Raw genomic sequence first — 26,254 nt, 5'->3', positions numbered from 1 at the left:
GTGCGCCTGAGGTAGTTTTAGGCCACGGCGATGAAGCCGACCAGTGCACGAAAGGGGTGACGAGATGAACACAGCTGTTTCTTTGACCGAGTTGGCGGCAACAGAACTAGCGAGTGCTGTCGCGTCAAATAATGGGCGAAGCGCTCTGACGATCTGCGGTGGCCGGGACGCGAAGCTGAGGCAGACGTTGATGGCACTGCGCGCCGGCGAGGGCCTCTCCGAGCATTCCAGCCCCGGTGAGGCGACCCTGCAGGTGATCGTCGGCCATATCGCCTTGCGATCCTCTGACGAATCGTGGGAGGGCAAGCCAGGCGACCTGCTCCCCATCCCCACCGAGATTCATGCGGTGGATGCGCTCGAAGACTCCGTGATCTTACTCACGGTCGTGAAAGCGCAGTAGGCCCGCTCGCTAGCCATGTTCGGCAAGCGAATGCAGCCGGCGAGCGCTGGCTAGCCGAGCTTGGCCACGCGGTCGAGGAAAGCATCCACGAGTGCGGCAGTGCGCTGGCCTGCTAGGCCCTCTTCAGCGCGAGTTTGCGCGAGCATCACCGCGGCGTTTTGACCATCGGCGGTGACTTCATCGATGCCACCCTGATCGAGCCACCCCTCAAGAATCGCGGCGGTGAGCTCGGGATGGAACTGCACGGCCAGACTGCGGCCATAGGTGAAAGCTTGAGGCGCAACCGGGTTGCGGGCGATCTCAACGGCGCCCTCCGGCATCGTCCACTGGTCGTAGTGAAACTGGAACCACGGGCCATTCGACACCAGCGAAGTGTCATCGCTGTAGATCGCCGTCCAGCCGATTTCGGCTTTCTGACCGCGCGCAACTGTGCCGCCGAGAGCGCGAGCAATCAGCTGGCCTCCGAAACAAATACCGAGCACCGGGATGTCCGCCTCGATGATGGTGCGGACCCACTCGAGCTCTGGGGCCAACCACCGGCCGATGCACGCGTCATCCCACGCGCCCCACGGCGCTCCCATCGGAATCACGAGGTCGTACTGCGACGCATCCGGAAATTCAAAGTCAACGTTCGGGTTGTCGAAATTCTCCTCGGTGACGACCATGATCTCGTCGATCTCAAAGCCGCGTTCCCGCAGTCGATCACCGACTGGGCCGCTCGCGGTGACGTGATCGTGTTGCACCAGAAGAGCTCTCATCTGTGTACCTTTCAGGTAAATTTCTGGCGATGAGTGGACAGCCACACCGCTGTGTGCCTTAGTATCGCACTAATCGTTCAGTGCCGAACGATTTATTTTTCGGAGGAAGAATGACTCTCGACATAGCAGCACTTCAAGCGGACTTGCAGGCAAAAGGGATCGATGTTCTGCGCCTGATTTTCCCGGATGTGCTGGGAATCACCCGCTCAAAAGATCTTCTTGTCAGCCAATTACATCGCACGAAGTCCCCGCTATTTTGCCAGGGCGTGTGGGTAACAACCACCGGCGGGGGCGTGCTCGACGGAAACGACATCATGTCATCCGGCCTCCCCGACCTCCTCACCCAGATCGACCCCAACACGCTCACGATGATGCCGTGGGAGCCCGGCGTTGCCCTCGTTATCGGCGATGCGTTCAACCCCGACCACAGCACAAGCGAAGTCGCACCACGTTCGGTGCTGCAAAACGTGATCGCCGAATACGCCGCCCTCGGTCTCACCCCGACCGTCGGCCCCGAGCTTGAGTTCTACATCGCCAACTACGACGACGAGAACGGGTGGAGCCGCAGCCTCAGCCGCACCGGCCGCGTCTACACGACCGGCGAGCACGTTGACCCCGGCGGGCAATTCCTGAACCTCATGCGCATGCTCGACGGCATGGACATCGGTGTCTTCGCCGGCAACCACGAATTCAGCCCCTCGCAGTACGAAATCAATCTCTGGCACAGCGAGGCACTGGATGCCGCCGACCGTACCTTCCTCTTCAAGACCGCCGTGCGCGACATCGTCGCCCGCACCGGCAAGCACGCCCTCTTCGTCGGCAAGCCCTGGGACGACGAAGGCGGCAGCGGATTCCACCTGCACTTCTCCGTCGTCGACAGTGACGGCAACAACATCATGTCGGATGGCGGCGCTGGGCTCTCAGAGACCACCGACCACATGATCGGTGGAATCCTCGCCCACGCTGGATCACTCGCAGCACTCTCGAACCCCACCGTCAACGCCTACAAGCGCCTCGGCCCGGACACCCTCGCTCCCTACCGCGCCAACTGGGGCCACGACAACCGCAGCGCAATGCTGCGGGTACCGCCTGAGCGCGGGGCCGGCACGCGATTGGAAGTTCGCCTTGGCGACCCGGCCGCGAACCCGTACCTGCTCATCGCATCCACTCTGGCTGCTGGCCTCGACGGCATCAAGCGCAAGCTCACCGCGCCCGCAGCGGTCGCAGGCTGGGCCTACGAGGATGAGTCTGCATCAATCTTGCCGATGACTCTCAGCGCCGCTCTGGACGCGCTCGACGCCGACACGGTGATGCGCGAGACCATGGGGAGCACTGTGATTGATGTCTTCAGCGTGCTGAAGCGCGATGAAGTGATGCGCTACGAAGACTCTGTCGCCGACAAGACGACGCGCGATATTAGCCAGTGGGAGATCGACGAGTACTTCGCCGACTACTAAGCCCCGCACGAGTGGAGGCCTCTGGCGCGGACTCGGTTGGTGCGACGTCTCCGGCCCAACGCCGGTCGCTCACTCTGCTGGTGCGACGTCACGCCCTCGGATGATGCGCTCAACAGCCTCTACGACGTCCACTAGCGGAGCCGACGCGTCAATCACGTGAGTTGCTCCAGCGCGCAGTCGGGGTTCGACGTCGCGAATTTCCTGTTCGACTTTAGAACGCTCGGCAAGAGATTTTCCGTAGTCATTCGATGTGCGGGTTCGGAGTCGCTCGAGGATTACGGCCTGCGCTGCGGTGAGCAGAATAACGGCGTCGAAGCGGTGATAGAGCTGGCCCTGATTTGCCACTGTACCCTGCACAACCAATGGTTGATCGCGCTGCGTGTCGAGCAGCGCTGTCACGCGTGGGATGCTCCACAAGGGCTCACCGTCGACATCCTCGATCCAGTTTCCCTCGTCGGTATCCACAGCGTCGATCCCGCGCTGATTAAGCGCAGCCAACACGGTCGACTTGCCGACACCAGACATTCCCGTCACCAACACTGCCCGCAGGCGCTCAGCTGTCATGCGAACAGTTTCTCAGACGACGAAACACCTCGCGGGAAGAATCCGCTCGGCAATGGGGTCGCGAAGCCGTCAGTGCACAGAAAAGCCCCGCCGAAGTTCTCGGCGGGGCTTTTTGCGGTGAAAGAGATTAGATCGCGTTCGAGCGGTCTTCTACGAGTTCGCCACCGTTGAAGGTGACTCCGATCTCGCGGTAGTAGCCGCCGAGGATTTCTTGCACGGGCAGGATCGAGTGCAGCTCATCCCATTGCGAATCTCCGAGGTGGAGTTCGGCGTCGCCCTTCCAGGTCTCGCCAATCTCGACGTCGGTGCCGCCCATCGTGATGAGCTGGTCGAGCGACATACCGGCATCCTTGCTGATGGAGGGCATGAAGCGGCTGTGCAGCATCTTGTGGCCGTTAACGAAGCCGTTGCTCTCGGCGGGTTCGCGAAGAGTGACGACGGCCGACGCGAGCCGGTGGTCGTACGCCGCGATTGAGGCGCCGAATTGGCCACCGTTCTCGAGCTTGGGGGTTGCTTTGCCCGTGTTGAAGACTCGAGTAACGGCAATGTTGCCGAGCTTCTTGGGATACCCCTGGAACCAACCGCGGCCGATGGCGAAGTCTTTGTTGACCCAGATGGCGACGCAGCGGCTGTACACGATGCCCTTGTGGGAGCAACGCACCACCATGAACGCTTCGAGGTACTGCGCTCGAACGGGGTCGAGCAACTCGAGGCCGCCTGTGCTGCAGGACTGCCAGTCTGCCCACACGATGGCAACAGCGCCCGGCTGTTCGGGGGCGAGGTCAATATCGTCGGGGAGGATCGCACGTACGTTGGCTGGATCGGTTAGATACTCGACAGTGAGTAGCGTTCCCGAGTAGTACCAGGGCATCTTCGGCACGAGCGAACTTGACCCTTGCGGGGTGAGTGGAGGAAGAAATCCGTTGAGTTCGGTCATGCGCCAGAGTGTAGCCCAAAACAGTTCGTATCCGAATGAATTTCCCGAAACCCTTGACTAAGTCACCCTGTCTTCGCCATTGTTGTACCCAACTCGTTCGGATACGGACGACTTGATTTAGAACTCAACGAGGAGTTTCACTATGGCGCTTGACCAAAAATCCCAGGAAAGCCCCGATCGGACCCTGCGCAAAGGGCGACTCGGCGTAATCGGAATCGTCTTCTTTGTGGTGGCAGCAGCCGCACCACTCGTCGGCATGACCGGCGCAGTGCCCGTCGCGATCGTTCTCGGCAACGGCGCCGCCGCCCCCGGCGCGTACCTCTTCGCCGGCATCGTGCTTCTCCTGTTCAGCGTCGGCTACGCCGCGATGAGCCAACGCGTCACTAACACCGGTGCATTCTTTGCGTACGTCGGCCGCGGACTCGGGCGCAACGCCGGAATCGCATCCTCGTTCGTTTCCGTACTCGCGTACCTCACCATCCAGCTCGCCATTTATGGCTTCTTTGGTGGAGTCATGGCCGGACAGGTCGGACTTCTCCCCTGGTGGGCGTGGACATTACTCGCCTGGGTTGTCGTCACCGGGCTGTCGCTCGCTCGCGTTGACGTCGGCGCCAAGGTGCTCGGCGTATTGATGCTCGCCGAACTCGTTGTGCTTGTCATCGCAGCCGTTGCGATCCTCGCCGATGGCGGCCCCGAGGGCCTCGACTGGGCTGCATCGTTCTCGCCCGACCTCATCATGGCCGGTGGCCTCGCAGGCTCCGCCGGTATCGCCTTCGCTTTCGCCTTCGCCTCCTTCATCGGCTTCGAAGCAACCGCCATCTACGGCGAAGAGAGTGTCAACCCGAAGCGCGCAGTACCCCGTGCGACCTACCTCGCGGTCGGCCTCATCACCGTACTCTTCGCCTTCACCGCTTTCGCACTCGTCACTGGCATGGGCGCCTCGAACGTGATCGACCAGACGCTCGAACGTTCAGCCGGCCTCGAAGACCCCGCCGCCGTGCTCTTCACTCTCGCGAGCGAATACGTAGGGCCCTGGCTCGCAACGCTCATGAGCATCCTCGTGCTCTCGAGCCTGTTCGCCGGACTGCTCGCCTTCCAGAACGCCGCAAGCCGCTACCTCTTCGCCCTCGGTCGCGGTGGCGTGATCTCGAGTTCGGTGGGAACCGTGAACGGTCGCGGAGCTCCTGGCCGCGCATCCATCATCGTGTCGATCATTAGCGGCGTCGTGATCGTGCTGTTCGCCGCCTTCCAGCTCGACCCCGTTGGCAACATGTTCTTCTGGTTCAGTGGCCTTGCCGTCGTGGCGATCGTGCTGATCGAAGCGCTCGTCTGCGTGGCGATCATCCGCTTCTTCCTGCGGAACAAGGGCACCGAAAACATCTTCGTCACCATGATTGCGCCGATCTTGGCGTTCATTGGTCTCGTTCTCGCCGAGTACCTGCTGATGTCACGCTTCGGCCTCCTCGCCGGTGACCTCACGCTTGCCGCCGACGTCGACCCGACCGTCACCGCATTCGGACTCAACGCTTTCGGCTGGTTCCTCGTGCTGTCACCGTTCATCGCTTTCGTGATCGGCTACATCGTGTCGCTGGTTCGCAAGGAACTCAACGAAGAATTGCTGCAGGATGTGATTTCGTAACACCCCTGATCGAAGGGCCCCAACACCGTGGTGATGTTGGGGCCCTTCGTATTTAAGAGGAGTGAAGCGAGATGCTCCGAGCGGATGCCACAGCTACGGCGTCGCGCCGGTCGCGACGGGACGCTCGGGCTGGTTAGCCCACGCCGACCACGAGCCGGGAAAGAGTGCCGGACGGAAGCCTGCGACAGTCAGCGCGAGAGCGTCGTGAGCCGCCGTGACACCAGAGCCGCAATACACGCCTACTGCACGATCAACATCGACACCGAGCGCCACGTACCGCTCCCGCAGCGCGTCGGAATCGAGGAAGTGGCCGGCGTCATCCAGATTGCCCGAGGTCGGTGCGCTGATCGCCCCGGGGATGTGGCCGGCGCGCGGATCGATCGGCTCGGTCTCGCCGCGATAGCGCTCCCCCGCGCGCGCATCGAGCAGCACGCCGCTCTCGGGAAGCGAGGCGGCATCATCGGCGTTGAGTACAGGTTCGTGCCCGGCGCTGAGGCTAATCGAACCCGGGGTGGCATTCGTCATGTCGTCGGTTCCTTCAGTGAGCGGATGCCCGGCCGCAGTCCACGCCGGGAGCGCACCGTCGAGCACTCGCACGTCTGCAGCCCCCATGTAGCGCAGCAGCCACCACGCGCGGCAGGCGGCAAGGCTGTTCCAGTTGTCGTAGACAACGACGGTGTCGCCAGCATTGATGCCCCAGCGGCGGGCAGCAGCCTGAAAGTCCGCGGCAGCAGGCAACGGATGACGCCCCTCCTGCGGTTCGCCGTGACCGGCAAGCTCGGTATCGAGGTCGACATACACCGCGCCCGGAATATGACCTTCGCTATAGAGACGTAGCCCGGTGGGGCCACCGAGGCTCCAGCGCACATCTAAAACCTTCACCGGCGTGCCACCCGTGGCCGCATTGTCGAGTAGCGCGGCAAGTTCGCTCGCGGTAACGAGGGGGTGTGGCATCCGAGGCTCCGATCATTGGGGTGGTTCCATGATCGCATTCACTGCCGTCGGCGCACACGCACTAGCTGAGCTTCCCGCCGACCGGATGTTTGCGGGCGACGGGAAGCTCAGAGCTAATCTGTTGCGGAGCTCCTCCTAGCTGCGGGGCTCGTCCCGACCGTCAGTAGCGAGAAGCTCTTCCTCGACGGCACCGCCATACCCCTCTTTCTGCGGATCTCCGTGGAGCCCACCGGAGATTGCATATTCCTCTTCAGGCGAGAGCACGAGGCGCTTGCGACCGTAGAGCCCGAATATCGCAAGCATCACGATGTAGACCACAGCGATGGCGCCGATCGCCGGACGAGCGGGCTCGTTGATGAAGAAGCCGAAGAAGATCGCCAACGAAAGAACGCCGCCGATAATAGCTCCGGGAACACCCCAGGGGCTGCGGTAGGGGCGGTTTGCGTTCGGGTATTTCTTGCGCAAAATCAAGAACGACACCATCTGCAGCACGTAAGCGATGACAGCACCCCACACCGCGATGTTCAAGACGATTGCACCCGCGACGCCATCGGCGCCGCCGAGGCTGTCAACAAGAACCAGAGCGACGTAGCCGATAATCGCACCCACCAGGAGTGCAACAGCGGGAGTTTGACGCTTACCCGTGAGCGACAAGAACTTCGGGTAGTAACCGGCGCGTGACAGCGAGTACATGTTGCGTCCGTAAGCAAACATGATTCCCTGCAACGACGCGAATAGCCCGATGAGCGCAAACAACGCGAGGGCCGCGGCTGCTTGGTCTCCGACGATGGCGCGGAAGCCATCAAGCAGAGGCTCTCCCGACGTAGAAATCTCGGAGGCACCAACGATTCCCGTGTTGAGAAAGAGCACCAAGAGACCCGTGATGATCAGCGTCGTGCGGGCGATCAAACCGGCCTTGGGGATGTCGCGGACAGGGTCGTGTGCTTCTTCCGCCGCAAGCGGCAGCTCTTCGATTCCCAAGAAGAACCACATGGCATAGGGAAGGGCAAAGAGGATCGGCACGATGCCATGAGGCAAGAAGGATGATTGCCCAGGGTCTGCCTCAATATTGAACAGGTTGTCCCAGCTGAAAAGACCAGAGAATGCTGCCATGACCGAGAAGACGAGCAAGATGGTGATCGAAACAATCGCCACGATGATCGCAAATTTGAATGAAATCGCGGCGCCGGCCGAGTTGAGCCCGATGAAAACGATGTACAGAATCAGCCACCACACTGGCGCCGGCAGCGAGAAGCCCAACAGCTCGCTCGTAATAAAGTCGGCATAGCCAGCCGAGAAATATACGATGACGGCCGTAGTAGCCACATATTCGATCGTCTCGGCGAGCCCCGTGACGAAACCACCCCACGGCCCCATTGCTGCGCGAGCGAACGAGTAGGCACCGCCCGTGTGCGGCATAGCGGATGCCATTTCTCCGATGCTAAAGATCATGCCGTAATACATGAAGATCAGCAGGGCGAAGGCAATCAGCATCCCGCCAAAGCCCGCGAAGCCGATTCCAAAGTTCCAGCCAGAGAAGTCGCCGGAGATGACCGCGGCGACCGCGAGACCCCACAGTCCCCAGATTCCCGCCGTGCGTTTGAGTGTGCGTTTCTCGAAATACCCGGCCGCAGCCGTCGTGTATTTCACCCCGGAGACGTTCAGTGTGTCTTTGGACATCCTGTTTCCTTTGCAGTCTGGTTGCGTGCACCGACGTGTCGATCACACAATGCTGGGAGAATCCTTGCGATGACTATACGGTTATCAATGGTTGTTGACTAGACATAATCCACAGAAATTTCCCGCGGCAATGGGGAAGATTTTCGAGCAACACCGGCGTGGGTGTGTTCTAATGGTCGGAAAGCGCACCATTTGACTTGCTTAATGAGGAGAAGTTAATGTCCCCCAGCTCAGGCAACCTCACGCTCGACGAATTGACCGACGACGTCGCAAGCGGCGCAATCGACACGGTTCTCGTGGCTTTCACCGACATGCAGGGGCGGCTGGTGGGCAAGCGTCTCTCGGCGAGACTCTTCCTTGAGGATGCCGCGGCGCACGGCGCTGAGTGTTGCAACTATCTGCTCGCCGTTGATGTAGACATGAACACCGTCGAGGGCTACGCAATGTCGAGCTGGTCGCGCGGCTACGGCGACATGGTCATGGTGCCCGATCTGGGAACCCTGCGCCGCGCCCCGTGGCTCGTCGCCACCGCACTCGTCACCGCTGACCTGAAGTGGCACGACGAAACCCCCGTCGCGCCATCCCCTCGCCAGATCCTGAAAGCTCAACTCGAGCGTCTCGCCGAGCGCGGGCTCGACACTTTCGTTGCCACTGAACTCGAATTCATCGTCTTTGATGACAGTTACCGCGAGGCGTGGAAGAAGGGCTATCGCGAGCTTTCAGCAGCCACCGACTACAACATCGACTACAACGTGCTGGCGTCGACGCGCATGGAACCGCTGCTTCGCGACATCCGCAACGGCATGGATGGCGCCGGCATGTACTGCGAAGGAGTGAAGGGCGAGTGCAACCCTGGCCAGCAAGAGATCGGCTTCCGCTACGCCTCAGCCCTCGACACGTGCGACAACCACTCGATCTACAAGAATGGCGCGAAGGAAATCGCCGATGCGCACGGCAAGAGCCTCACCTTCATGGCAAAGTACAACGAGAAGGAAGGCAATAGCTGTCACATCCACATCAGCCTGCGCGGAACAGACGGAACCGCCGTCTTTGCCGATAAGGATGCCGAACACGGCATGTCAAAAATGTTCCGTCACTTTATTGCCGGCCAGCTCGCGGTCATGCGCGAACTCACGCTCTTCTCCGCTCCCAACATCAACTCCTACAAGCGCTACGTTCCGGGAAGCTTTGCCCCGACGGCGCTGGCATGGGGCCTCGACAACCGCACGTGTGCGCTTCGAGTCGTTGGCCAAGGACACGGAATGCGGGTCGAGAACCGCGTTCCTGGCGGCGACGTAAACCAGTATTTGGCCGTCAGCGCCCTCATCGCCGCTGGGCTCTACGGCATCGACAACGAGCTTGAGCTCGACGATGCCTTCGAAGGCAACGCGTACACGAGCGATGTTCCTCGGGTGCCTTCGTCACTGCGGGAAGCTACAGAACTCTTCGCGGCATCCACTTTCGCCCGCGAAGCGTTCGGCGATGAAGTAGTCGACCACTACCTCAACTACGCCGCTATCGAATTGGCTGCCTTTGACTCGGCAGTGACTGACTGGGAAAAGGTGCGCGGCTTTGAGCGACTCTGATCGGCCCCTTATCGGCCTGACCACCTACCTCGAACAAGCGCAAACGGGCGTGTGGGATGTTCCGGCAGCGTTTTTGCCGAAGGCCTACTTCGAGGCTGTCACTCGCGCTGGCGGTATCGCGGTGCTTCTTCCGCCGCAGCCGGTAAGCCCAGAAATTGCCCGCCGGGTGCTTCAGGGGCTCGACGGCCTCATCATCACCGGGGGCAAAGACTTCGACCCAGCGCGCTATGGCCAAGAACCCCACCCGACAACCGACGAACCTCGACTCGATCGTGATGCGTGGGAAGACGAGCTCATGCGCCAAGCACTCGATGCCGACCTGCCATTCCTCGGCATTTGTCGGGGTGCTCAAGTGCTCAATGTTGCTCTCGGTGGCACCCTTCACCAGCACCTTCCTGAAGTCGTCGGCCACGGAAACTATCAACTAGGTGGCGGCAACTTCAGCCACCTTCCCGTCGCCATCGAAGCCGATTCGCAGATCGATCAGGTGCTCGGCGGGCAAACCGACCCCCTCGTCGTGCCCCTCTACCACCATCAGTCAATCGATCGCCTCGCCGACGGACTCGTCGTCACGGCACGCACGAGCGACGACGTTATTGAAGCTGTCGAACTACCGTCGGCAACCTTCGTTGTTGCCGTGCAATGGCATCCCGAGGCAGCGCCAGAAGACATCCGACTGTTCGAGGGTCTCGTTGAAGCGGCCCGCCACTACCGAAAGGCTCTCGCGTGAGCACCTACACCGTCATCAACCCCGCAACTGAGGCCGAGATCGGCTCTGTCGATCTGCTCGATATCGAAGCGACGGATGCGGCAATCGCCCGCGCGGCCGTCGCCCAGAAGGCATGGGCTCGCGTCTCCCCCGCCGACAAGGCGCTCCTGTTGCGTCGCTTCGCGCAGACAGTAGACGGCGACCTCGAGAATCTTGCCTCGCTGGAGGTCAGCAACTCCGGGCATCCGATCTCTCAGGCTCGGTGGGAAGCCGGCCATGTGCGCGACGTTCTCAACTATTACGCTGCGGCCCCCGAGCGGATGTTCGGCCAGCAGATTCCCGTCGCTGGCGGTATCAACCTCACCTTCCACGAGGCGCTCGGCGTTGTTGGCGTGATTACGCCGTGGAACTTTCCGATGACGATCGCGGCGTGGGGATTCGCTCCGGCCCTCGCAGCGGGCAATGCCGTGGTGCTGAAGCCCGCCGAGTGGACGCCACTCACGAGCATCCGGCTGGGCGAACTCGCTCTCGAAGCTGGACTGCCCGAAGGACTGTTCCAAGTTCTGCCCGGCAAGGGGTCCGTCGTCGGCGAGCGCTTCGTGACCAACCCCACGGTGCGCAAAGTTGTCTTCACCGGGTCGACCGCCGTGGGCAAGCAGATCATGGCCGGCTGCGCTGACCAAGTAAAGCGCGTCACGCTCGAGCTCGGCGGCAAGAGTGCCAACATCGTGTTCGCGGATGCCGACCTAGAGAAGGCTGCCGCCGCGGCACCCTACGGAGTCTTCGAAAACGCGGGCCAGGATTGCTGCGCCCGCAGCCGCATCCTCGTCGAACGCAGCGCCTACGACCGCTTTATGGAGCTTCTCGAGCCTGCCGTTGCTGGCGTGCGCGTTGGTGACCCCCATGACGAAGCGACCGAAATGGGGCCGTTGGTCTCCGCCAAGCACTTGGCGTCAGTACAGTCCTACGTTCCGGCGGATGCGCCCGTCGCGTTCCGCGGCAGTGCGCCCGACGGCCCCGGCTTCTGGTTCGCGCCTACAGTGCTGACCCCAGAGTCACGCAGCGACCGTTGCGTGACCGATGAGATTTTCGGGCCGGTAGTGACGGTGCTCCCGTTCGATGACGAGTCCGATGCGCTGCAGTTGGCCAACGATTCTGAGTATGGGCTCTCGGGCTCCATCTGGACTCGCGATGTCAGCCGCGCCATCCGCGTTTCTCGTGGCGTCGAAGCCGGCAACCTGTCGGTCAACTCGCACTCCTCCGTGCGGTACTCCACCCCGTTCGGTGGCTTCAAGCAGTCCGGTCTCGGCCGCGAACTCGGCCCGGATGCTCCACTGAACTTCACCGAAACCAAAAATGTTTTCATCGCCGTCGACTGACAAAATCACCCCTTCCTACTCAAGGAGCACCGAATGAGCATCACCCCTATTGACCTCACACAGCGCCTCGCTGGCAAGGTCGCCGTCATCACCGGCGGAGCGAGCGGTATCGGTCTTGCTACCGCACGTCGTTTCGCCGCCGAAGGTGCGACCGTCATCATCGGTGACATGGATGAGACAACGGGGCTCGCGGCCGCTGAGCTCGTGGGCGGCCACTTCATCAAGGTCAATGTGACGGATGAAGCGCAGGTCAATGAGCTCTTCGACACCACCGCGAGCACCTACGGGTCAGTCGACATCGCCTTCAACAACGCTGGAATCTCACCGCCCGAGGACGACTCAATCGTCACCACCGAATTGCCCGCGTGGGAGAAAGTGCAAGACGTCAACCTCAAGTCGGTGTACCTCTGCTGCCGCGCCGCGCTTCGCCACATGGTCGCCCAGGGCAAGGGCTCGATCATTAACACGGCATCCTTCGTCGCTATCATGGGATCGGCGACCAGCCAGATTTCATACACGGCATCTAAGGGTGGCGTGCTGGCGATGAGCCGTGAGTTGGGCGTGCAGTTCGCCCGGGAGGGAATTCGAGTCAATGCACTCTGCCCCGGCCCCACGAGCACTCCCCTCCTCCAAGAGCTCTTTGCGAAGGATCCTGAACGTGCCGCTCGCCGTCTCGTCCACATCCCCATGGGACGCTTCGCTGAAGCTGACGAACTCGCCGCCGCCGTTGCATTCCTCGCCAGCGATGACTCGTCATTCATCACCGCGTCGACGTTCATTGTCGATGGCGGAATCAGCTCCGCCTACACAACACCGCTGTAATGGATGAGCCGACCGGTCTCCACGGAGAGTTGCTGCTGCGCCCGGTGCGCGGGGGCAACTCTTTCGAGGAGACCGTTCAGCGACTCCTCCAGACAGTGCGCCTCGGCTTAGTCGCTCCCGGAGAGCGATTGCCTGCCGAACGTGAGCTCGCCACGATGCTCTCCGTCAGCAGAGACACCGTTCGGGACGCCATCGCCTCACTGAGCGACGCTGGCTATCTGGTGTCTCGTCGCGGTCGCTATGGTGGCACCTTCGTCAGCGAAACTCTCCCCACGCACACTCCTGGAACCGCCTCGGGCGACCCTGTTGCGGCTGCCCGCCAGCTCACTCCCGAAGTCATCGAAGACACCCTCACGCTGCGGGAGATCCTCGAGGTCGGTGGTGCGCGCGCTGCTGCCGGCCGCGCCCTCACGCCCTCCGAGCGAGAACTTCTCTGGGAGAGTCTCAGCAACGCCAACGCTGCGAGCGATGAAGAATACCGTCGACTCGATTCCCGCTTTCACCTCATGGTGGGCGAGCTCGCGGGTTCGGCATCTCTCACCCCGCTCATCGCCGATGTGCGGATGCGCGTGAACGAGTTGCTCGATAGCATCCCCTCGCTCGGGCCCAATATCGCGCACTCGAATACTCAACACGAGCAGATTGCGATCGCTATCCTCACTGGGCGGCCGGATGCCGCGGCGCAGGCCATGAGCGAGCACTTGGCCGGCACTGCGCTTCTGCTGCGCGGGTTCCTCGAGTAACAGTTTTCCCACCGGTTTCACTTCTCTGGCATGCCCGCTTCGCAGAAATCGGGCATACGCTGAAGTCATGCTCACTCCACCTGAAGCCGCAAAGGTTCCTACCGAACGCATCCAGCATGGCGACCACTACGTCGATAATTACGAGTGGATGCGCGACAAAGAGAGCCCTGCCACCCTCGCGCATCTCCATGCCGAAAATGCTTTCACCGCGGCGCGCACGAGTCACCTCAGCGTGTTGCAAGAGCAGATCTTTGAAGAGATCAAGGCACGCACTCAGGAGACCGATCTGAGCGTTCCGGTTCGTCGCGGCCAGTGGTGGTATTTCAGCCGCACCGAAGAGGGCAAGCAATACGCGATCCACTGCCGCGCACCGATCGCAAGTGACGACGACTGGACTCCGCCGACGATTGGCGAGCCTGTGGCTGGTGACGCTGGCGCGGATGCGCCCGCTGTCCCCACGACACTCCCCGGCGAGCAGATCCTTCTCGACGACAACATCGAAGCAGAGGGCCACGAGTTCTTTAGCCTCGGCTCGTTCTCGCTCAGCGATGACGGCACCCTGTTGCTTTACGGCGTCGACATCGAAGGCGACGAGCGCTACACACTGCGCGTGCGCCAGCTCGGTGATGCCGCTGCGGCGAGCGCTGCCGCGAGCAGTCCCTCCGACACCGAGACCGTCACCCGCTTCAGCTCCGCCGATGACCTTCCTGACGAGATTCCGGGCACCGCGGGCGGCGCGCTTCTGGATGCCACGGGCAAGTACGTCTTTTATACGACGGTGGATGATGCGTGGCGCCCCGATACGGTTTGGCGCTACGAGCTGGGCACGGCCGCGGCATCCACGGTGCAGGTCTTTCATGAGCCCGACGAGAGTTTCTGGGTGGGCGTTGGGCGTTCGCGCAGCGGCAAGTATTTGGCGATCGAGGCGGGCTCGCGACTGACGAGTGAGACGCGGCTGCTCGACACGAGCGATCCAACCGGTGAGTTCGAGGTTGTCTGGCCGCGCGAAGTGGGTGTCGAATACGACGTTGAGCATGTGGTGGTTGGCACGCAGGATCGTCTACTGATTGTGCACAACAAGGATGCGATCAACTTCGAGCTCGTGAGCGTTGCGGCGGCGGATCCCCTCGGCGAGCGCCGCGTGATCCTCCCCCACAATGAAGCCGTGCGCCTCGAGGGCGTGGATGCCTTCAAGGATTTCGTGGCCATCGAGTACCGCCGCGAGGGTCTCACTCGCGTGGCGATTGCGATCGTTCCGAAGCATGGCGGACGCTACGAAGACATCCCGCACGAACTGAAGTTCGACGACGAACTTTTCACCGTGGGCCTCAGCTCCAACCCCGAATGGAATCAGCCGAGCATCCGCCTCAGCTATGGCAGTTTCGTAACTCCGACGATCGTCTACGACTACTTGGTGGATAACAACGAGCTCGTCGTGCGCAAGCAGCAGCCGGTGCTCGGCCGCTTTGACCCCGCGCTGTACACCCAGCGTCGAGAGTGGGCCACGGCCTCCGACGGCACGCGCGTGCCGATCTCCCTCGTGTACCGCAACGACCTCGTGGTGCCCGGAACCCCGGCCCCGACCGTGCTCTACGGCTATGGTTCGTACGAAATCAGCATTGACCCGAGCTTCACCGCTGCCCGCCTGAGCCTGCTCGACCGCGGCATGGTGTTCGCTGTCGCCCACGTGCGCGGCGGTGGCGAACTAGGCCGCACCTGGTACGAGGGCGGCAAGAAGCTGCACAAGCGCAACACGTTCACCGACTTTGTCGCGTGTGCCCATCACCTCATCGACACCGAGGTGACCTCGAGCGATCGTCTGGTTGCTGAGGGTGGAAGCGCCGGCGGTCTGCTCATGGGTGCCGTCGCGAACCTGGCCCCTCAGCTCTTCTCGGGCATCCTCGCGGTCGTCCCCTTCGTCGACCCGCTCACCTCGATCCTCGATCCCTCGCTGCCGCTGACCGTCATCGAGTGGGACGAGTGGGGTGACCCCCTGCACAACGAGGAGGTTTACTACTACATGAAGTCGTACTCCCCCATCGAGAACGTGCACGACACCCACTATCCGCGCATCCTCGCTGTGACCTCCCTCAACGACACCCGCGTGCTCTACGTCGAGCCGGCCAAATGGGTTGCCCGACTGCGCGAGGTGGGGGCGGATGCTCTACTCAAGACCGAAATGGCGGCGGGCCACGGCGGCGTCTCCGGTCGCTACGACGCGTGGCGCGAGCGCGCCTTCAACTACGCGTGGATGGTGGATGTGACGCGCGACTCAGTGGGCTGATCGGGAGCGCTCCCGTTATTCAGTCCACCACTCGTCGTACATCGACACCGGCACCGCACGCTTGTGGCGAGTGTTGAGGAACTTCTGCTCGATATCGGCAGCGGCCTCGGCCGGCACCTCGAGGCCCTCAAGGTAGTCGTCGATGTGCTCGTAAGTGACGCCCAGGTTGGCTTCGTCGGCCTGGCCGGGCGTGTGGTCGAGAAGGTCGGCGGTCGGCACCTTTTCGTAGAGGCGCTCGGGCGCATTGAGGTGCTTGAGCAACTGCTTGCCCTGGCGCTTCGTGAGGCCCGTGAGGGGCAGCACGTCGGCACCACCGTCTCCGAACTTGGTGAAGAAACCTGTGACGGCTTCGGCCGCGTGGTCGGTTCCGACCACGAGGTAGCCGAGCTGCCCCGCAATCGCGTACTGCGCCACCATGCGCTCGCGTGCCTTCACGTTGCCCTTGTTAAAGTCAGTGATGGGCTCGCCCATCGCATCCGCGAACTCGGCAGCAATACCGTCAACGGCCCGCTGGATGTTGAAGGTGACTTCGCGGTCGGCCTCAATAAAGTCGAGCGCCAATTGCGCATCGTCTTCGTCGTGCTGCACCCCGTGCGGCAGCCGGACGGCCACAAACTGCGCCTCGGCGCCCTCCGCGCGCAGTTCCGTGACGGCAAGCTGACAGATTCGCCCGGCGAGCGACGAATCTTGCCCGCCGCTAATCCCCAACACGAGCCCCTTGGCATGCGATGCCGTCAGGTATTCCTTAAGAAACTCGATACGCCTGCGGATCTGACCAGCAGGGTCGATCGAAGCTTGGGTGTTCAGTTCGGAGATGATGCGCGCCTGCAACGGAGTCATACGTTAAATCTAACCCGCGCTCTTAGGTTTAGGATTGTTCACTTCTGCTGCGCCGCGAACTCTCGGCGGGTTAGCCTGAAACTGTTACGCCCACGAAACACAGGAGCCCCGGATGATCGATCAACTACTTCACCCCAAAATTGCGTTCTGGACCGGGCTCGGCCTACTCATCGTGGGATTCGTTCTGGGCAACTTCGTGATCCCCAACCTTTATTGGGCAGCGCAATCGATTGGTTTTCCGCTCGCCTCACAGTTCGCGAGCGGCCTTGCCAGTGGGGTCGAATTTCTCACTCAGATCGCCCGCCTCGTCGGCCCTGTGCTGATCGTCGGCGCACTCGTCATGCTGAAGATCGAGCGCACTTCTGCGGGAACGCGCTCGAGCTAGCCCAGCTCCTGAGCGACCTCCCACGGCAACCCAGACGGGTCGAGAAACACTGCAGTGCGGCGACCCCACGGCCGATCGATCGGACCGTTGACGAGCTCGACGCCGTGTTTCTTCAGGGTGGCGCACACAACATCCACATCGGGCACATTCACCGTCAACATCACGGATGCCGCCGCCGCCGACTCTGCAATTGGTTCGGGTGCGATCAGCGCGGGGGCTTCGCTTCGCGCCAACACGTTGATCACGATGGCACCGATTCGCAGCGCGACCGACACCTCGTCTTCAAAGAGGATGGGCGCTGCAAACACTCTCGTGTAAAACTCTCGGGATGCCGGAACATCATCCGAGAACACGGTGATGGCTTCTACGTTGTCTAAGGAGCTGGTCATCGGTCTTTCCCTCCGTTTTTCACCAACGAAGCGTCCGGAACGGCACACGATTGTTTTGATACCGGTGGGTTCTAAATATCCACGAATGGACGTAGAGTGGGTGAATGAGCACCACGTTAACACCCACCGCTGGCCGCCCGCGAGCCTTCGACGAAGAAGCTGTGCTCAATCAACTCACTGCGCTGTTCTGGCAGCAGGGCTACGGTCACACCTCCATGAGCGACATCGTTGAAGCCAGCGGGGTTCACAAACCCAGCCTGTACCGCACCTTCGGCAGCAAAGACGAACTCTTCGCGACCGTGCTGCGGCGCTACCTCCGCGAACGCATGGCGATGCTCACCCAACTGCGAGCCGAATCTGGGCCCGGCATTGACGGCATCCACACCTTCTTCGACAACTTCGAAGAATTCGCAGGAACCGACGAAGGCAGCCTCGGCTGCCTCATGGTGATGAGCGCGAATGAACTGCGAGGCAGCACCCCGGGCTACGAAGATTTCTCTGTCGACTACGGTCGCGAGCTTCGCCTGCAGATGACCGCTTTGGCCGCCAACGCTCTCCCTGCAGGCACCGAGAACGATTCCCTCACCGCACAACGGGCCGAGATTCTGTCGCTGATGTTTCTCGGGCTCCAAGTCACCATCCGCTCGCAGGCTGGCGCCGAGCACATCCACTCCGCGTTTGCCGCTATCCATGGGCTAGTCGACACTTGGCGTTACGCCGCCCACTAAAGCTGCCAGATTCCAACGCCACCCCAACTGGGTAATGAACCGCGCGACCCTTTTCCCATAGGCTGGTGGTGTGTTGGTCGCACCCGAAGCGGCTTCACGCTAAAGGATTCACTATGAAGTACCCGATTAAGACTGCTTTCGTTGCGGCCCTCGCGACCTCTCTCGTCGCGCTCGTGGCGACTCCGGCATCCGCTGCCACGTATTCGCACGTCTCGGCAGAAGCATCGGGAAACAACATCGCCGGTCGTGCCGCCGCCACCACCCTTCGCGACGCGTGGGGCACCGCCGTTACCGCTCGTGGCGGCACAGTTCCCGCGCCTCTCGTCATCAACGGCACCCAGAACGATCCACTCTCGGGCGTGATTGCAACTACACCGGGCGGCACCACCGTGTCCGTTGAACGCACCATGTACACCCCCGGCGCCACGACCACCCTTGTCGGTGTGAGCCCTAACCCCGGAATCGCCCAGTGCACCGGCAGCGGCAACACCCTTCAAAGCAGCTCACCTCGGCCCTCGCTCCTCGATGGCAACAGCGGCTGCACCAACGGCGCTGGCTTCAGCTACGGAGCATCCGGCGGCAACTCCCAAGAAGCCAACACCCGTGACGCGTTTGAGTTCACGTTTTCGGCTGACGTGCTTGCATTTGGCGGGTGGTTCGGCGATCTCGAAACACGCACTGATGGGTCCGGCGTTCCCGCGCTCGTGCGCCTGTACGACACCGACGATTTACTGATCTCTGAAGAAGAGATTGTGCCGAGCGGCGACCAAAGTCTGTGCGGCACAGATCCCGACGGCTGCGGCAACCGCAGCACGCGCTGGATCGGCTTCACCGCCGATCTCGCCACCCCCGTCTCGCGCATGGTGGTCATCGTGGGCGACGAACACGACACAGGAACTGCCGTCGCGGAGGGAATGAGCTTCATCGGCCCGTCCGTTGTCGACGGCACGGCAAACCTCACGATCGCGAAGACCGCTACAGCATTGCCCGCCACGGCTAGTCAGGTCGGCGACCTCATCGATTACAGCTTTCTCCTCACCAACACCGGCACACTCGCGCTCAGCAACGTCACCGTGAACGACGCCGGAGCGCAAAACCTCTCGTGCCCCGCAAACACCCTCGCCGCAGGCGCCACCATGACCTGCGCCGCTGAGCATGCTGTGACGCAAGACGATATCGACGCTGGTAGTTACACCAACTCCGCCACCGCCTCCGGAGAGACGTGGGGCGAAACGGTCACCTCTGCCGCCGACACCGCGACTACCGCAGCTAATCAGGCCCCTGCACTCGACGTCGCCCAGAGCGCCGACACGACCACGTACACCGCCGTGGGCGACACCGCGACCTTCACCGTTTCGGCACACAACACGGGAAACACCACCCTCGACAACGTTGTCGTCACCAGCACCTTGCCGACGCTGGCGTTCGACTGCTCGGCAATGCCCACAAACCTCGCCCCCGGTGCTACCGGAACCTGCACCGCGATCTTGGTTGTCACGGATGTCGGAGCCGACTTCTCGAGCATCGCCTCGGTCGCGTCCGACCAACTCACGCTCGCCTCCGACGCCACCACCGTTCGTTTCGCCGGCGCATTGCTGCCTGCAACCGGCTCGGATGCGACAAACGCGGCTCTGGCTGCCACCTTCCTGCTCCTTGCCGGATCGACTTTGCTCGCGGTCCGTCGCAGCTCAGCGCTGCGACCTCAACAACGCCAGCGCGCACCGCAGCCTCGTCGCTAAGCTGCCTTTCTCGCTCACGCGAGCATGAGACCAGGCGATAAGCGCAACCACATTCGCTGTTACCGACGATTCCGCGTACGTTTCATACACACCGGTTTGTCTACCACGGAGGACACTGGAGAATGAGAATCGCGCAGCGCCGACTAAGTCTTCGAGTGCTGATCGTCGCTGCCTGCTCGGCCGGTGCACTCCTGTTGGCTGTCTCGGCAGCGGTGGGGCCAAGCTCCCCCGCGCGCGCCGCCACTACGTCAACGCCCGCACACAGCACCTCTAGCGAGTTGTCTCGCGGCAGTGCACTGGCTGCTGTCGACGAAGACCCGGCAGCGATCGGCCCGAGCGCTCCGGAAACTTTCGCAGCGACGACCGCTCCTAGCCCGACCCCGACGGTCGCCCCGACTCCCAACTCAACGTCGACATCCACCCCAACATCGACTCCAACTCCGGTTCCCTCCGAGACCATCACTCCGACGCCGAGCGCCACCCCCACACCGGTCGAGACTCCGGCAGACGAGGTCGAAGTCGTGCCGCTGCCGGCGACTCCCCCCAGTGTTGCGACATCCACGGTTTCGCTCACGTCATTACTCATCGCTGTTGCCGTCTTGGTCGCGAGCCTGATTGTGCTCTGGCTCGCCCTGAGACGGCGCTCACTCACGGCGCACACCGCTGCCCCTGCGGCGCCACTACGCGATAGCGCGACCTCGGCTGGGGTTGTGCTCAATTCCATGGCGGATGTCGGCGAAGCGATGATCGATAGCGGTTACCCGGTCAGCATGGTTCGCTCTGCCGTGCAGGATGTCGCCACGGCAAATGGGTACCCTTCTGCCGAAGTAATTGTGTTCCCTACGGCAATTCTGGTGTCGCTGGATGCCGACGGTTCCGCGCAAACGAGAGCAGTGTCGGCGGGCCGCCGGTCCTATCTGCTTTATGCCATTGATGTGATTGACCGCGTCGTCAAGGTGGGGCGGGTTCGTGCTGGCTCGAGTGCGTGGGTCACGCGTCAGCTCGCAAAAGTGCGCGCGCTTTCTGCGCCTTTTTCAACCGTTCAACGAGTGTTTGCGTATGCACTCACGTCGGCCGCGATCGCGGTGCTTCTGGGCTCATCATGGCTCGGAGTGCTGTTAGCTGCTGCGCTTGGCCTTGGCGTCGGAACACTGCTGTTGCTCGGCGAACGTCTGCCCTCCGGATACACCGCACTTGTGATTGTGGGAGCCGCTCTCGGCTCCTCACTGATTGTGTTGCTCGTGACCCGGATATCTGCTGACTCCGGTGTGCTGCCCTCGCTCGTAGCACCGCTGGTGATCTTGTTGCCGGGTGGACTGCTCACCACTGCCGTCATCGAACTCTCGACCGGCCACATCATGTCTGGTTCTGCCCGTGCCGCTGCTGGCGCCATGCGACTGCTGCTGCTCGCGGTCGGCATCGTCTCCGCCGGCGCCCTTGTGGGCGTTCCCACCATCAACCTCGATGTGTCGAGCGAACCCCTCGGCCCCATCGCACCGTGGATCGCGGTCGCGGTATTTGGAATCGGAATATCCGTCTATCAGTGCGCACGGCCGGCATCCATTCCGTGGATCATGCTCGTGCTCTACGTGGCCTATGGCGCCCAAGTGATCGGTGATGTGTTGTTCGGCGGCGTCCTGTCGGCTCTCGTCGGTGCCATCGCGATGACTCCTGTCGCGGTGCTCGTCGCGCGACACCGCAGCGGCCCTCCCGCGATCGTCAGCTTCCTCCCTGCGTTCTGGCTGCTCGTACCGGGAGCGTTGGGGCTCGTGGGCGTCACCGAGGTCTTAGGGGGCAACACAGGAGCGTTCAGCAGCCTCATCACCACGGTCGGCACGATGATCGCGATCGCCCTGGGCGTTCTCATCGGGCTCGCCGCCTCAAGTTCGCTGCGCGACCAACGGATTCCCCAACTTTTCGACTTCCTTGAGCCGGCCCCCGCGACCGAGCCGATAGCGGTGCCCGCCCCTGGCACTCAGAAGGAAACCGAAGCCTCCGCCGAAAAGTAGCGGCCAACTCGGAACGCTTCTACTCGGCTGTCAGTCTTTCCAACACGTTCCAGAGGGCGCGCTGCCCGGCTGGGTTGGTGAAATGGCTCTGGGTCGCGGCGGTGAGCGGTCCCGTCATTTTCTTCGGCGGTGACGCGAAGAAGGTTCCAGTCACATCATCCGACATCTCGATCGCACTGAGATACCGAGCAGCGGCCGCCGGAACGCTGTGCGAGACGCCGGGAATGAGTTTCATGAGCGGCAATAAAACCCTGCGCATGATCGCGGGCATCGCCCGTGATGCTTGCGTATCCGGAGTGTTGCCGGGCGACACCGCGTTCACCGTCATGCCGGCGGGAAGTTGGGTGGCGAGCTCTCTCGCCCACCACACCGCAAAGGTCTTCGCCGTCGCATACTGACTATTGTTGCTGTATTTCACGGGCGGCTCCGCGCGAAGAATCGCCTCAATGGCACGCTCCAGATCACCGTCGAAGGATGCCGCAGCCAGTTCAGCCACGTCCACAACAGTGAACGAGGGAACGTCTCCGCGCGCGGCTTCCGACCCGGCGATGATGATGTGAGCGTGGGCGCTCAACAGCCCTCCCCGGAGCAGGTGCTGGGTAAACGCGTGGTGCCCTGTCAGCGTCGCCGCCATGATTTGCTCGATACCAGCCGAGGTGCGGCGCAACTGAGTGGTGGAGGCAACCCCCGCGTTGAGGATGAGGGCGTCGATAGCAGTGCCGTCGGCGATGAGGCCGTCAGCAGCCCGGGAGATGGATCCGAAGTCGTCGAGGTCGAGAGTCACCGGCACAAACTGCGCGCCGGGAACTCGTGCGCTGAGCGAAGCCCCAGCCTCTGCGACTTTCTCGGCACTGCGCGCCGTGATGATGATGCGGCCGTAGCCTGCCTCGGCAAGCTGCGCTGCGGCTTCCCAACCCACCCCGGAGCTTGCGCCCGTGACGAGAGCGGTCATGGTGGCGTAAGAATTCATAGGGGGTCTCTTTCTGCAGGAACACCGCTCAGGAGCTTCGCGGGTTTAACTACCGGCGTCCGGTGCAGCTAAGAATCTCACACCCGCGAGCGGATCACGCATCCGAAGGCACTGCATGAGCCCGACAACGTAAGCCCGATAACGTAAGCCCGTTAACGCAAGAATCCCGGTCTCAATGAGACCGGGATTCTTTACGTGGTTGCGGGGACAGGATTTGAACCTGCGACCTCTGGGTTATGAGCCCAGCGAGCTACCGAACTGCTCCACCCCGCGGCGTATATAAAGCGTAACACAGGGTGAACGGCACGAAAACCGAACTCAGCGGGCTCACAGTGTGCTGCGGCCCGCTGAGTTAGATTTCACTATTCGGTGGCGGCGATTGCCCGCTCAATTGCGTCGACCATGCGCTGGTCAGCTTCCGCAGCAGCGACGAGGTCGTTGTCTGCATAAGCCGCGTTGCGATCGGCCAGTGCCGACTTGTAGTCCGCCAGTGCGCTGTCGAGTGCCGCGTTGTCGCCGGGAGTAACTACCGGCGCATCGGGGTCGACGGGCGCATCGGGGTCAACGGGAACATCCGGCGTTACCGGAACCTCACCGTCGCCGGCTTCGGCACCAGAGTCTCCGCCAAACAGCGTGTCGAGAGCTTCGTCGAGGGTGTCCTCGAACGCGATCTCGTCACCGAATGACACCAGAACCTTACGCAGCAGCGGGTACTGAGTTCCGCTGGTCGATTGCACGTAGACCGGCTGCACATAGAGCAGTCCACCACCGACGGGCAGCGTCAGCAGGTTACCGAGCTTCACCTCGGTGTCACCCTGCTGCAGAAGTGCCAGCTGGTTGGCCACGATGGTGTCGGTATTGAAGCTGTTCTGCACCTGTCCAGGACCAGGAATCGTGTCCTGCTTCGGCAACGTCAACAGCGTGAGCTTGCCGTAGTCAGGACCCGCATCCGAGTTCGCGGTCAAGTAACCGGTAAGAACACTTCGACTCGCGTCAGCCGTTCCTCGCGGAATGAAGGTCGAGTACAGCGTGAACGCCGGGTCGTCCGTTCCGGGAACCTGCATCGTCAGGTAGTACGGCGGCTGGAGCGAGCCCGTGTCCGAAACCGGATCTTCGGGACTGATCCACTGGTCATCGCTCGAGTAGAACGAGCCAGCATCGGTGACGTGGTACGAACCGAGGATCTCGCGCTGCACCTTGAACAGGTCAGCGGGGTACCGCACGTGATCCAGCAGATCCACGGTCATGTCGCTTTGCGGCAAGAGGGTGTTCGGGAAGATCTTGTTCCAGGTCTGCAGAACCGGGTCTTCGTCATCCCACGCGTACAGGTTCACCGAACCGTCGTAAGCATCAACAGTCGCCTTGACCGAGTTGCGGATGTAGTTGATGTCGTCGAGTGCGAACTGCGGTGCCGGCGTGTAGGTGTCGGCGATCGCGCTAGAAAGCTGCTCAACCTGCGAGTACGGGTAGTTAGCGCCCGTGGTGTAGCCGTCAACAATCCAGACGATACGCCCGTCCACGATGGCCGGGTACACGTCACTGTCTAGGGTGAGGTACGGGGCGACCTTCGCGACACGATCAAGGGGCTCGCGGTCGTAGAGAATCTGCGACTCGTCCGTCACGTCTGATGCAAGGAAGATCTGCTCAGACTGGAACTTCACCGCGTAGACAAGCTTCTTGAAGATATTGTCGAGCACGGGCCCGCCGTCACCCTCAAACGTCGTCGTGGCGTTCTGGTCGCTGTCTTCGCCACCCGATGGGTAGTCGAGTTCGATGTCGTCGGAGCCTTCAGGGGCACCAACAATCGAGTACTCCGGAGAGTCTTCGCCGAAGTAAACGCGGGGTTCGTATTCGCCAAGGTCTCCGGTGCTCGGGATTCCCGACTCGAGGAACACGGGCTGTCCATCCGCGGCACGCTGGTTACCGAAAGCGGCAACGACGCCATAGCCGTGGGTGTAGACGACTGCGTTGTTGTACCAGGACTGTGACTCACCAAGACCGGACTGGTTGAGCTCACGAACCGCAATCACGGTGTCTTGAGTCTCGCCATCAATGTCATAGCGGTCAACGTCGAGGTGACTGCCGAACTGGTAGTACTGCTTGAACTGCTCGAGCTGTGCAAACGCCGCTGGGGCGATCGCGGGGTCGAGAATTCGGATGTTGGCCGTAGTCGCCGCGTCGGCACGAAGCGCTCCGGGCTCAGCATCCGTTGTCGCGCTGTAGGGAACTTCGTCTACATCAGAGACACCGTAGGCATCCCGGGTCGCTTGGATGCTGCGATCGATATACTCAGATTCGTAGCTACGGGCGTTGGGGTCTACCTGGAAGCGCTGAACGATCCACGGGTAGAGGTTTCCGACGACAAGTCCGCTGATGAGCAGCAGCGCGGTGCCGATCATCGGCAGACGCCAGCGGCCAATGATCGCCGTCACGATGAAGAGGATGGCCACGATCGCCGCGATGCCGGCGAGGATCGCACGACCCGGGATGGTGGCGTTTGCCTCGGTGTAGCTTGCACCAGTCTGCAGGAAGCCCTGGCTGGCGGAGTACAACGTCGTGTACTGGTCAAGCCAAATGCTGAGGGCCTGCAGTGCGAAGAAGACACCAGCGGTGATCGCAAGCTGAACGCGAGCAGAACGTGAAATGCGCACCTCGCGACCATGGACGCTGAGAGCGCCGTAGAGGTAGCTCGTCGCGAGTGCTCCGAGGAAGGAGATGATCAACACGGCGGAAGCGAAGCCAACGATGGAGTGATACATCGGAAGCTCGTAGAAGTAGAACGAGATGTCCAAGCCGAACTGCGGATCGGTCTGGCCGAACGAGCTGCGGTTCAACCACTGCAGGGCAACGGGCCAGGCGCTCGCGGAGGAGACACCGCCAAAGATGCCGAGCAGAACCGGGATTCCAACCATGGCGAGCTTGCGCAGCGGTTCGACTACCTGCTGGTAGCCCTCAAGCTGTGCGTTGAGCTTGGCGTAGATCGGGCGTGCACGGAAAGCGATCAGCAGGCTGACGCCGACCGGAACCGCCATCGCGACGAAGCCGATCATGAACATCACGGCTGTAGCGATCCACTGGGTAGTGAGAACCTCCAAATACCCGGTCTGGCTATACCAGAGCACATCGGCGTAGAGGTTCGAGAACAAGAAGAACGCGATGACAATGACGGCGAGAATTATCGCCGTGATCGTAAACGCAGACCTCGTCTTGCTCGTCGGGGCTGATTGGGTTTGGCTCGACACAGTACTTTGCTCCTGAAATTGGGGGCTTAGAGCTATCTTA

The 26,254-nt window shown here is 61.9% G+C and carries 22 protein-coding genes and 1 tRNA gene; 13 read left to right on the top strand and 10 right to left on the bottom strand.

Features of this window, described 5'->3' with window-relative positions; all coding sequences use genetic code 11:
• Positions 1-64: 64 nt before the first annotated feature.
• Positions 65-400 (top strand): cupin domain-containing protein, encoded by a 336-nt coding sequence (locus tag I6E52_RS12635; RefSeq protein WP_197138963.1) that lies wholly within the window; start codon positions 65-67, stop codon positions 398-400.
• 50 nt (positions 401-450) lie between these two features.
• On the opposite strand, the gene I6E52_RS12630 is transcribed toward I6E52_RS12635, so the two are convergent.
• Complete coding sequence (locus I6E52_RS12630) at positions 451-1,158, bottom strand: type 1 glutamine amidotransferase (RefSeq protein WP_197157912.1); 708 nt, start codon at positions 1,156-1,158, stop codon at positions 451-453.
• Positions 1,159-1,268: 110 nt separating this feature from the next.
• Between I6E52_RS12630 and I6E52_RS12625 the strand changes: the two genes are divergently transcribed.
• Entirely contained in the window at positions 1,269-2,615 is a 1,347-nt protein-coding gene (locus I6E52_RS12625; protein WP_197157910.1) for a glutamine synthetase family protein, read from the top strand.
• A gap of 69 nt (positions 2,616-2,684) precedes the next feature.
• Here I6E52_RS12625 and I6E52_RS12620 read toward each other — a convergent pair whose 3' ends face one another.
• Positions 2,685-3,179, bottom strand: a complete 495-nt coding sequence (locus I6E52_RS12620; protein WP_197157908.1) for an AAA family ATPase — start codon at positions 3,177-3,179, stop codon at positions 2,685-2,687.
• A gap of 127 nt (positions 3,180-3,306) precedes the next feature.
• Complete coding sequence (locus I6E52_RS12615; RefSeq protein WP_197125366.1) at positions 3,307-4,116, bottom strand: acetoacetate decarboxylase family protein; 810 nt, start codon at positions 4,114-4,116, stop codon at positions 3,307-3,309.
• Between the two features lie 142 nt (positions 4,117-4,258).
• On the opposite strand from I6E52_RS12615, the gene I6E52_RS12610 reads away from it, so the two are divergent.
• Entirely contained in the window at positions 4,259-5,755 is a 1,497-nt protein-coding gene (locus tag I6E52_RS12610; RefSeq protein ID WP_197157906.1) for an APC family permease, read from the top strand.
• Positions 5,756-5,848: 93 nt separating this feature from the next.
• Here I6E52_RS12610 and I6E52_RS12605 read toward each other — a convergent pair whose 3' ends face one another.
• Both I6E52_RS12605 and I6E52_RS12600 read right to left on the bottom strand, forming a co-directional pair.
• A complete protein-coding gene (locus I6E52_RS12605; RefSeq protein WP_197157904.1) occupies positions 5,849-6,709 on the bottom strand; it encodes a sulfurtransferase in 861 nt (286 codons plus the stop codon).
• 135 nt (positions 6,710-6,844) lie between these two features.
• The gene (locus I6E52_RS12600; protein ID WP_197138957.1) at positions 6,845-8,389 is read right to left on the bottom strand and encodes an amino acid permease; all 1,545 of its coding nucleotides are present in this window, start codon (positions 8,387-8,389) and stop codon (positions 6,845-6,847) included.
• A 218-nt stretch (positions 8,390-8,607) separates the two neighbouring features.
• On the opposite strand from I6E52_RS12600, the gene I6E52_RS12595 reads away from it, so the two are divergent.
• The 6 genes from I6E52_RS12595 to I6E52_RS12570 all read left to right on the top strand — a co-directional run bounded on the left by I6E52_RS12595 (position 8,608) and on the right by I6E52_RS12570 (position 15,912).
• Positions 8,608-9,975: a glutamine synthetase family protein gene (locus I6E52_RS12595; RefSeq protein WP_197157902.1), complete on the top strand. Its 1,368-nt coding sequence runs from the start codon at positions 8,608-8,610 to the stop codon at positions 9,973-9,975.
• Entirely contained in the window at positions 9,962-10,705 is a 744-nt protein-coding gene (locus tag I6E52_RS12590) for a gamma-glutamyl-gamma-aminobutyrate hydrolase family protein (protein ID WP_197157900.1), read from the top strand. The genes I6E52_RS12595 and I6E52_RS12590 overlap by 14 nt, the downstream gene beginning before the upstream one ends.
• Complete coding sequence (locus tag I6E52_RS12585; protein WP_197157898.1) at positions 10,702-12,063, top strand: aldehyde dehydrogenase; 1,362 nt, start codon at positions 10,702-10,704, stop codon at positions 12,061-12,063. Before I6E52_RS12590 ends, I6E52_RS12585 begins: the two co-directional genes overlap by 4 nt.
• Before the next feature lie 33 nt (positions 12,064-12,096).
• Complete coding sequence (locus I6E52_RS12580; RefSeq protein ID WP_197125454.1) at positions 12,097-12,885, top strand: 3-oxoacyl-ACP reductase; 789 nt, start codon at positions 12,097-12,099, stop codon at positions 12,883-12,885.
• The gene (locus I6E52_RS12575; RefSeq protein ID WP_197138953.1) at positions 12,885-13,628 is read left to right on the top strand and encodes a FadR/GntR family transcriptional regulator; all 744 of its coding nucleotides are present in this window, start codon (positions 12,885-12,887) and stop codon (positions 13,626-13,628) included. Before I6E52_RS12580 ends, I6E52_RS12575 begins: the two co-directional genes overlap by 1 nt.
• 67 nt (positions 13,629-13,695) lie before the next feature.
• Positions 13,696-15,912: a S9 family peptidase gene (locus tag I6E52_RS12570; protein WP_197157896.1), complete on the top strand. Its 2,217-nt coding sequence runs from the start codon at positions 13,696-13,698 to the stop codon at positions 15,910-15,912.
• Positions 15,913-15,927: 15 nt separating this feature from the next.
• Here the strand turns inward: I6E52_RS12570 and nadE are convergent, their stop codons facing one another.
• A complete protein-coding gene (gene nadE, locus I6E52_RS12565; RefSeq protein ID WP_197157894.1) occupies positions 15,928-16,752 on the bottom strand; it encodes an ammonia-dependent NAD(+) synthetase in 825 nt (274 codons plus the stop codon).
• 112 nt (positions 16,753-16,864) lie between these two features.
• On the opposite strand from nadE, the gene I6E52_RS12560 reads away from it, so the two are divergent.
• A complete protein-coding gene (locus I6E52_RS12560) occupies positions 16,865-17,137 on the top strand; it encodes a hypothetical protein (protein WP_197157892.1) in 273 nt (90 codons plus the stop codon).
• On the opposite strand, the gene I6E52_RS12555 is transcribed toward I6E52_RS12560, so the two are convergent.
• Entirely contained in the window at positions 17,134-17,526 is a 393-nt protein-coding gene (locus tag I6E52_RS12555; RefSeq protein WP_197157890.1) for a VOC family protein, read from the bottom strand. The genes I6E52_RS12560 and I6E52_RS12555 overlap by 4 nt on opposite strands.
• A gap of 104 nt (positions 17,527-17,630) precedes the next feature.
• Here I6E52_RS12555 and I6E52_RS12550 point away from each other — a divergent pair, with 104 nt between their 5' ends.
• The 3 genes from I6E52_RS12550 (at position 17,631) to I6E52_RS12540 (ending at position 22,002) form a co-directional block, all read left to right on the top strand.
• Positions 17,631-18,254: a TetR/AcrR family transcriptional regulator gene (locus I6E52_RS12550; protein ID WP_197157888.1), complete on the top strand. Its 624-nt coding sequence runs from the start codon at positions 17,631-17,633 to the stop codon at positions 18,252-18,254.
• A gap of 113 nt (positions 18,255-18,367) precedes the next feature.
• Positions 18,368-19,993 (top strand): LPXTG cell wall anchor domain-containing protein, encoded by a 1,626-nt coding sequence (locus I6E52_RS12545; RefSeq protein ID WP_197157886.1) that lies wholly within the window; start codon positions 18,368-18,370, stop codon positions 19,991-19,993.
• A gap of 122 nt (positions 19,994-20,115) precedes the next feature.
• On the top strand, positions 20,116-22,002 hold the full coding sequence (locus tag I6E52_RS12540) for a threonine/serine exporter ThrE family protein (RefSeq protein WP_197157884.1): 1,887 nt from the start codon (positions 20,116-20,118) through the stop codon (positions 22,000-22,002).
• A gap of 19 nt (positions 22,003-22,021) precedes the next feature.
• Here the strand turns inward: I6E52_RS12540 and I6E52_RS12535 are convergent, their stop codons facing one another.
• From I6E52_RS12535 to I6E52_RS12525, 3 genes are all read right to left on the bottom strand, one after another.
• Positions 22,022-22,972: an SDR family NAD(P)-dependent oxidoreductase gene (locus I6E52_RS12535; protein WP_197157882.1), complete on the bottom strand. Its 951-nt coding sequence runs from the start codon at positions 22,970-22,972 to the stop codon at positions 22,022-22,024.
• A gap of 196 nt (positions 22,973-23,168) precedes the next feature.
• A tRNA-Met gene (locus tag I6E52_RS12530) sits at positions 23,169-23,245 on the bottom strand.
• Between the two features lie 89 nt (positions 23,246-23,334).
• Positions 23,335-26,214, bottom strand: coding sequence for a UPF0182 family protein (locus I6E52_RS12525; protein WP_197157880.1), 2,880 nt, complete (start codon positions 26,212-26,214; stop codon positions 23,335-23,337).
• Positions 26,215-26,254: the final 40 nt, after the last annotated feature.

It is taken from the genome of Salinibacterium sp. NG253 (genome assembly GCF_015864945.1).
Classification (GTDB): domain Bacteria; phylum Actinomycetota; class Actinomycetes; order Actinomycetales; family Microbacteriaceae; genus Rhodoglobus.
The sequence above is the reverse complement of the archived record's forward strand: the minus strand, read 5'-3'. Positions and strand labels throughout refer to the sequence as shown.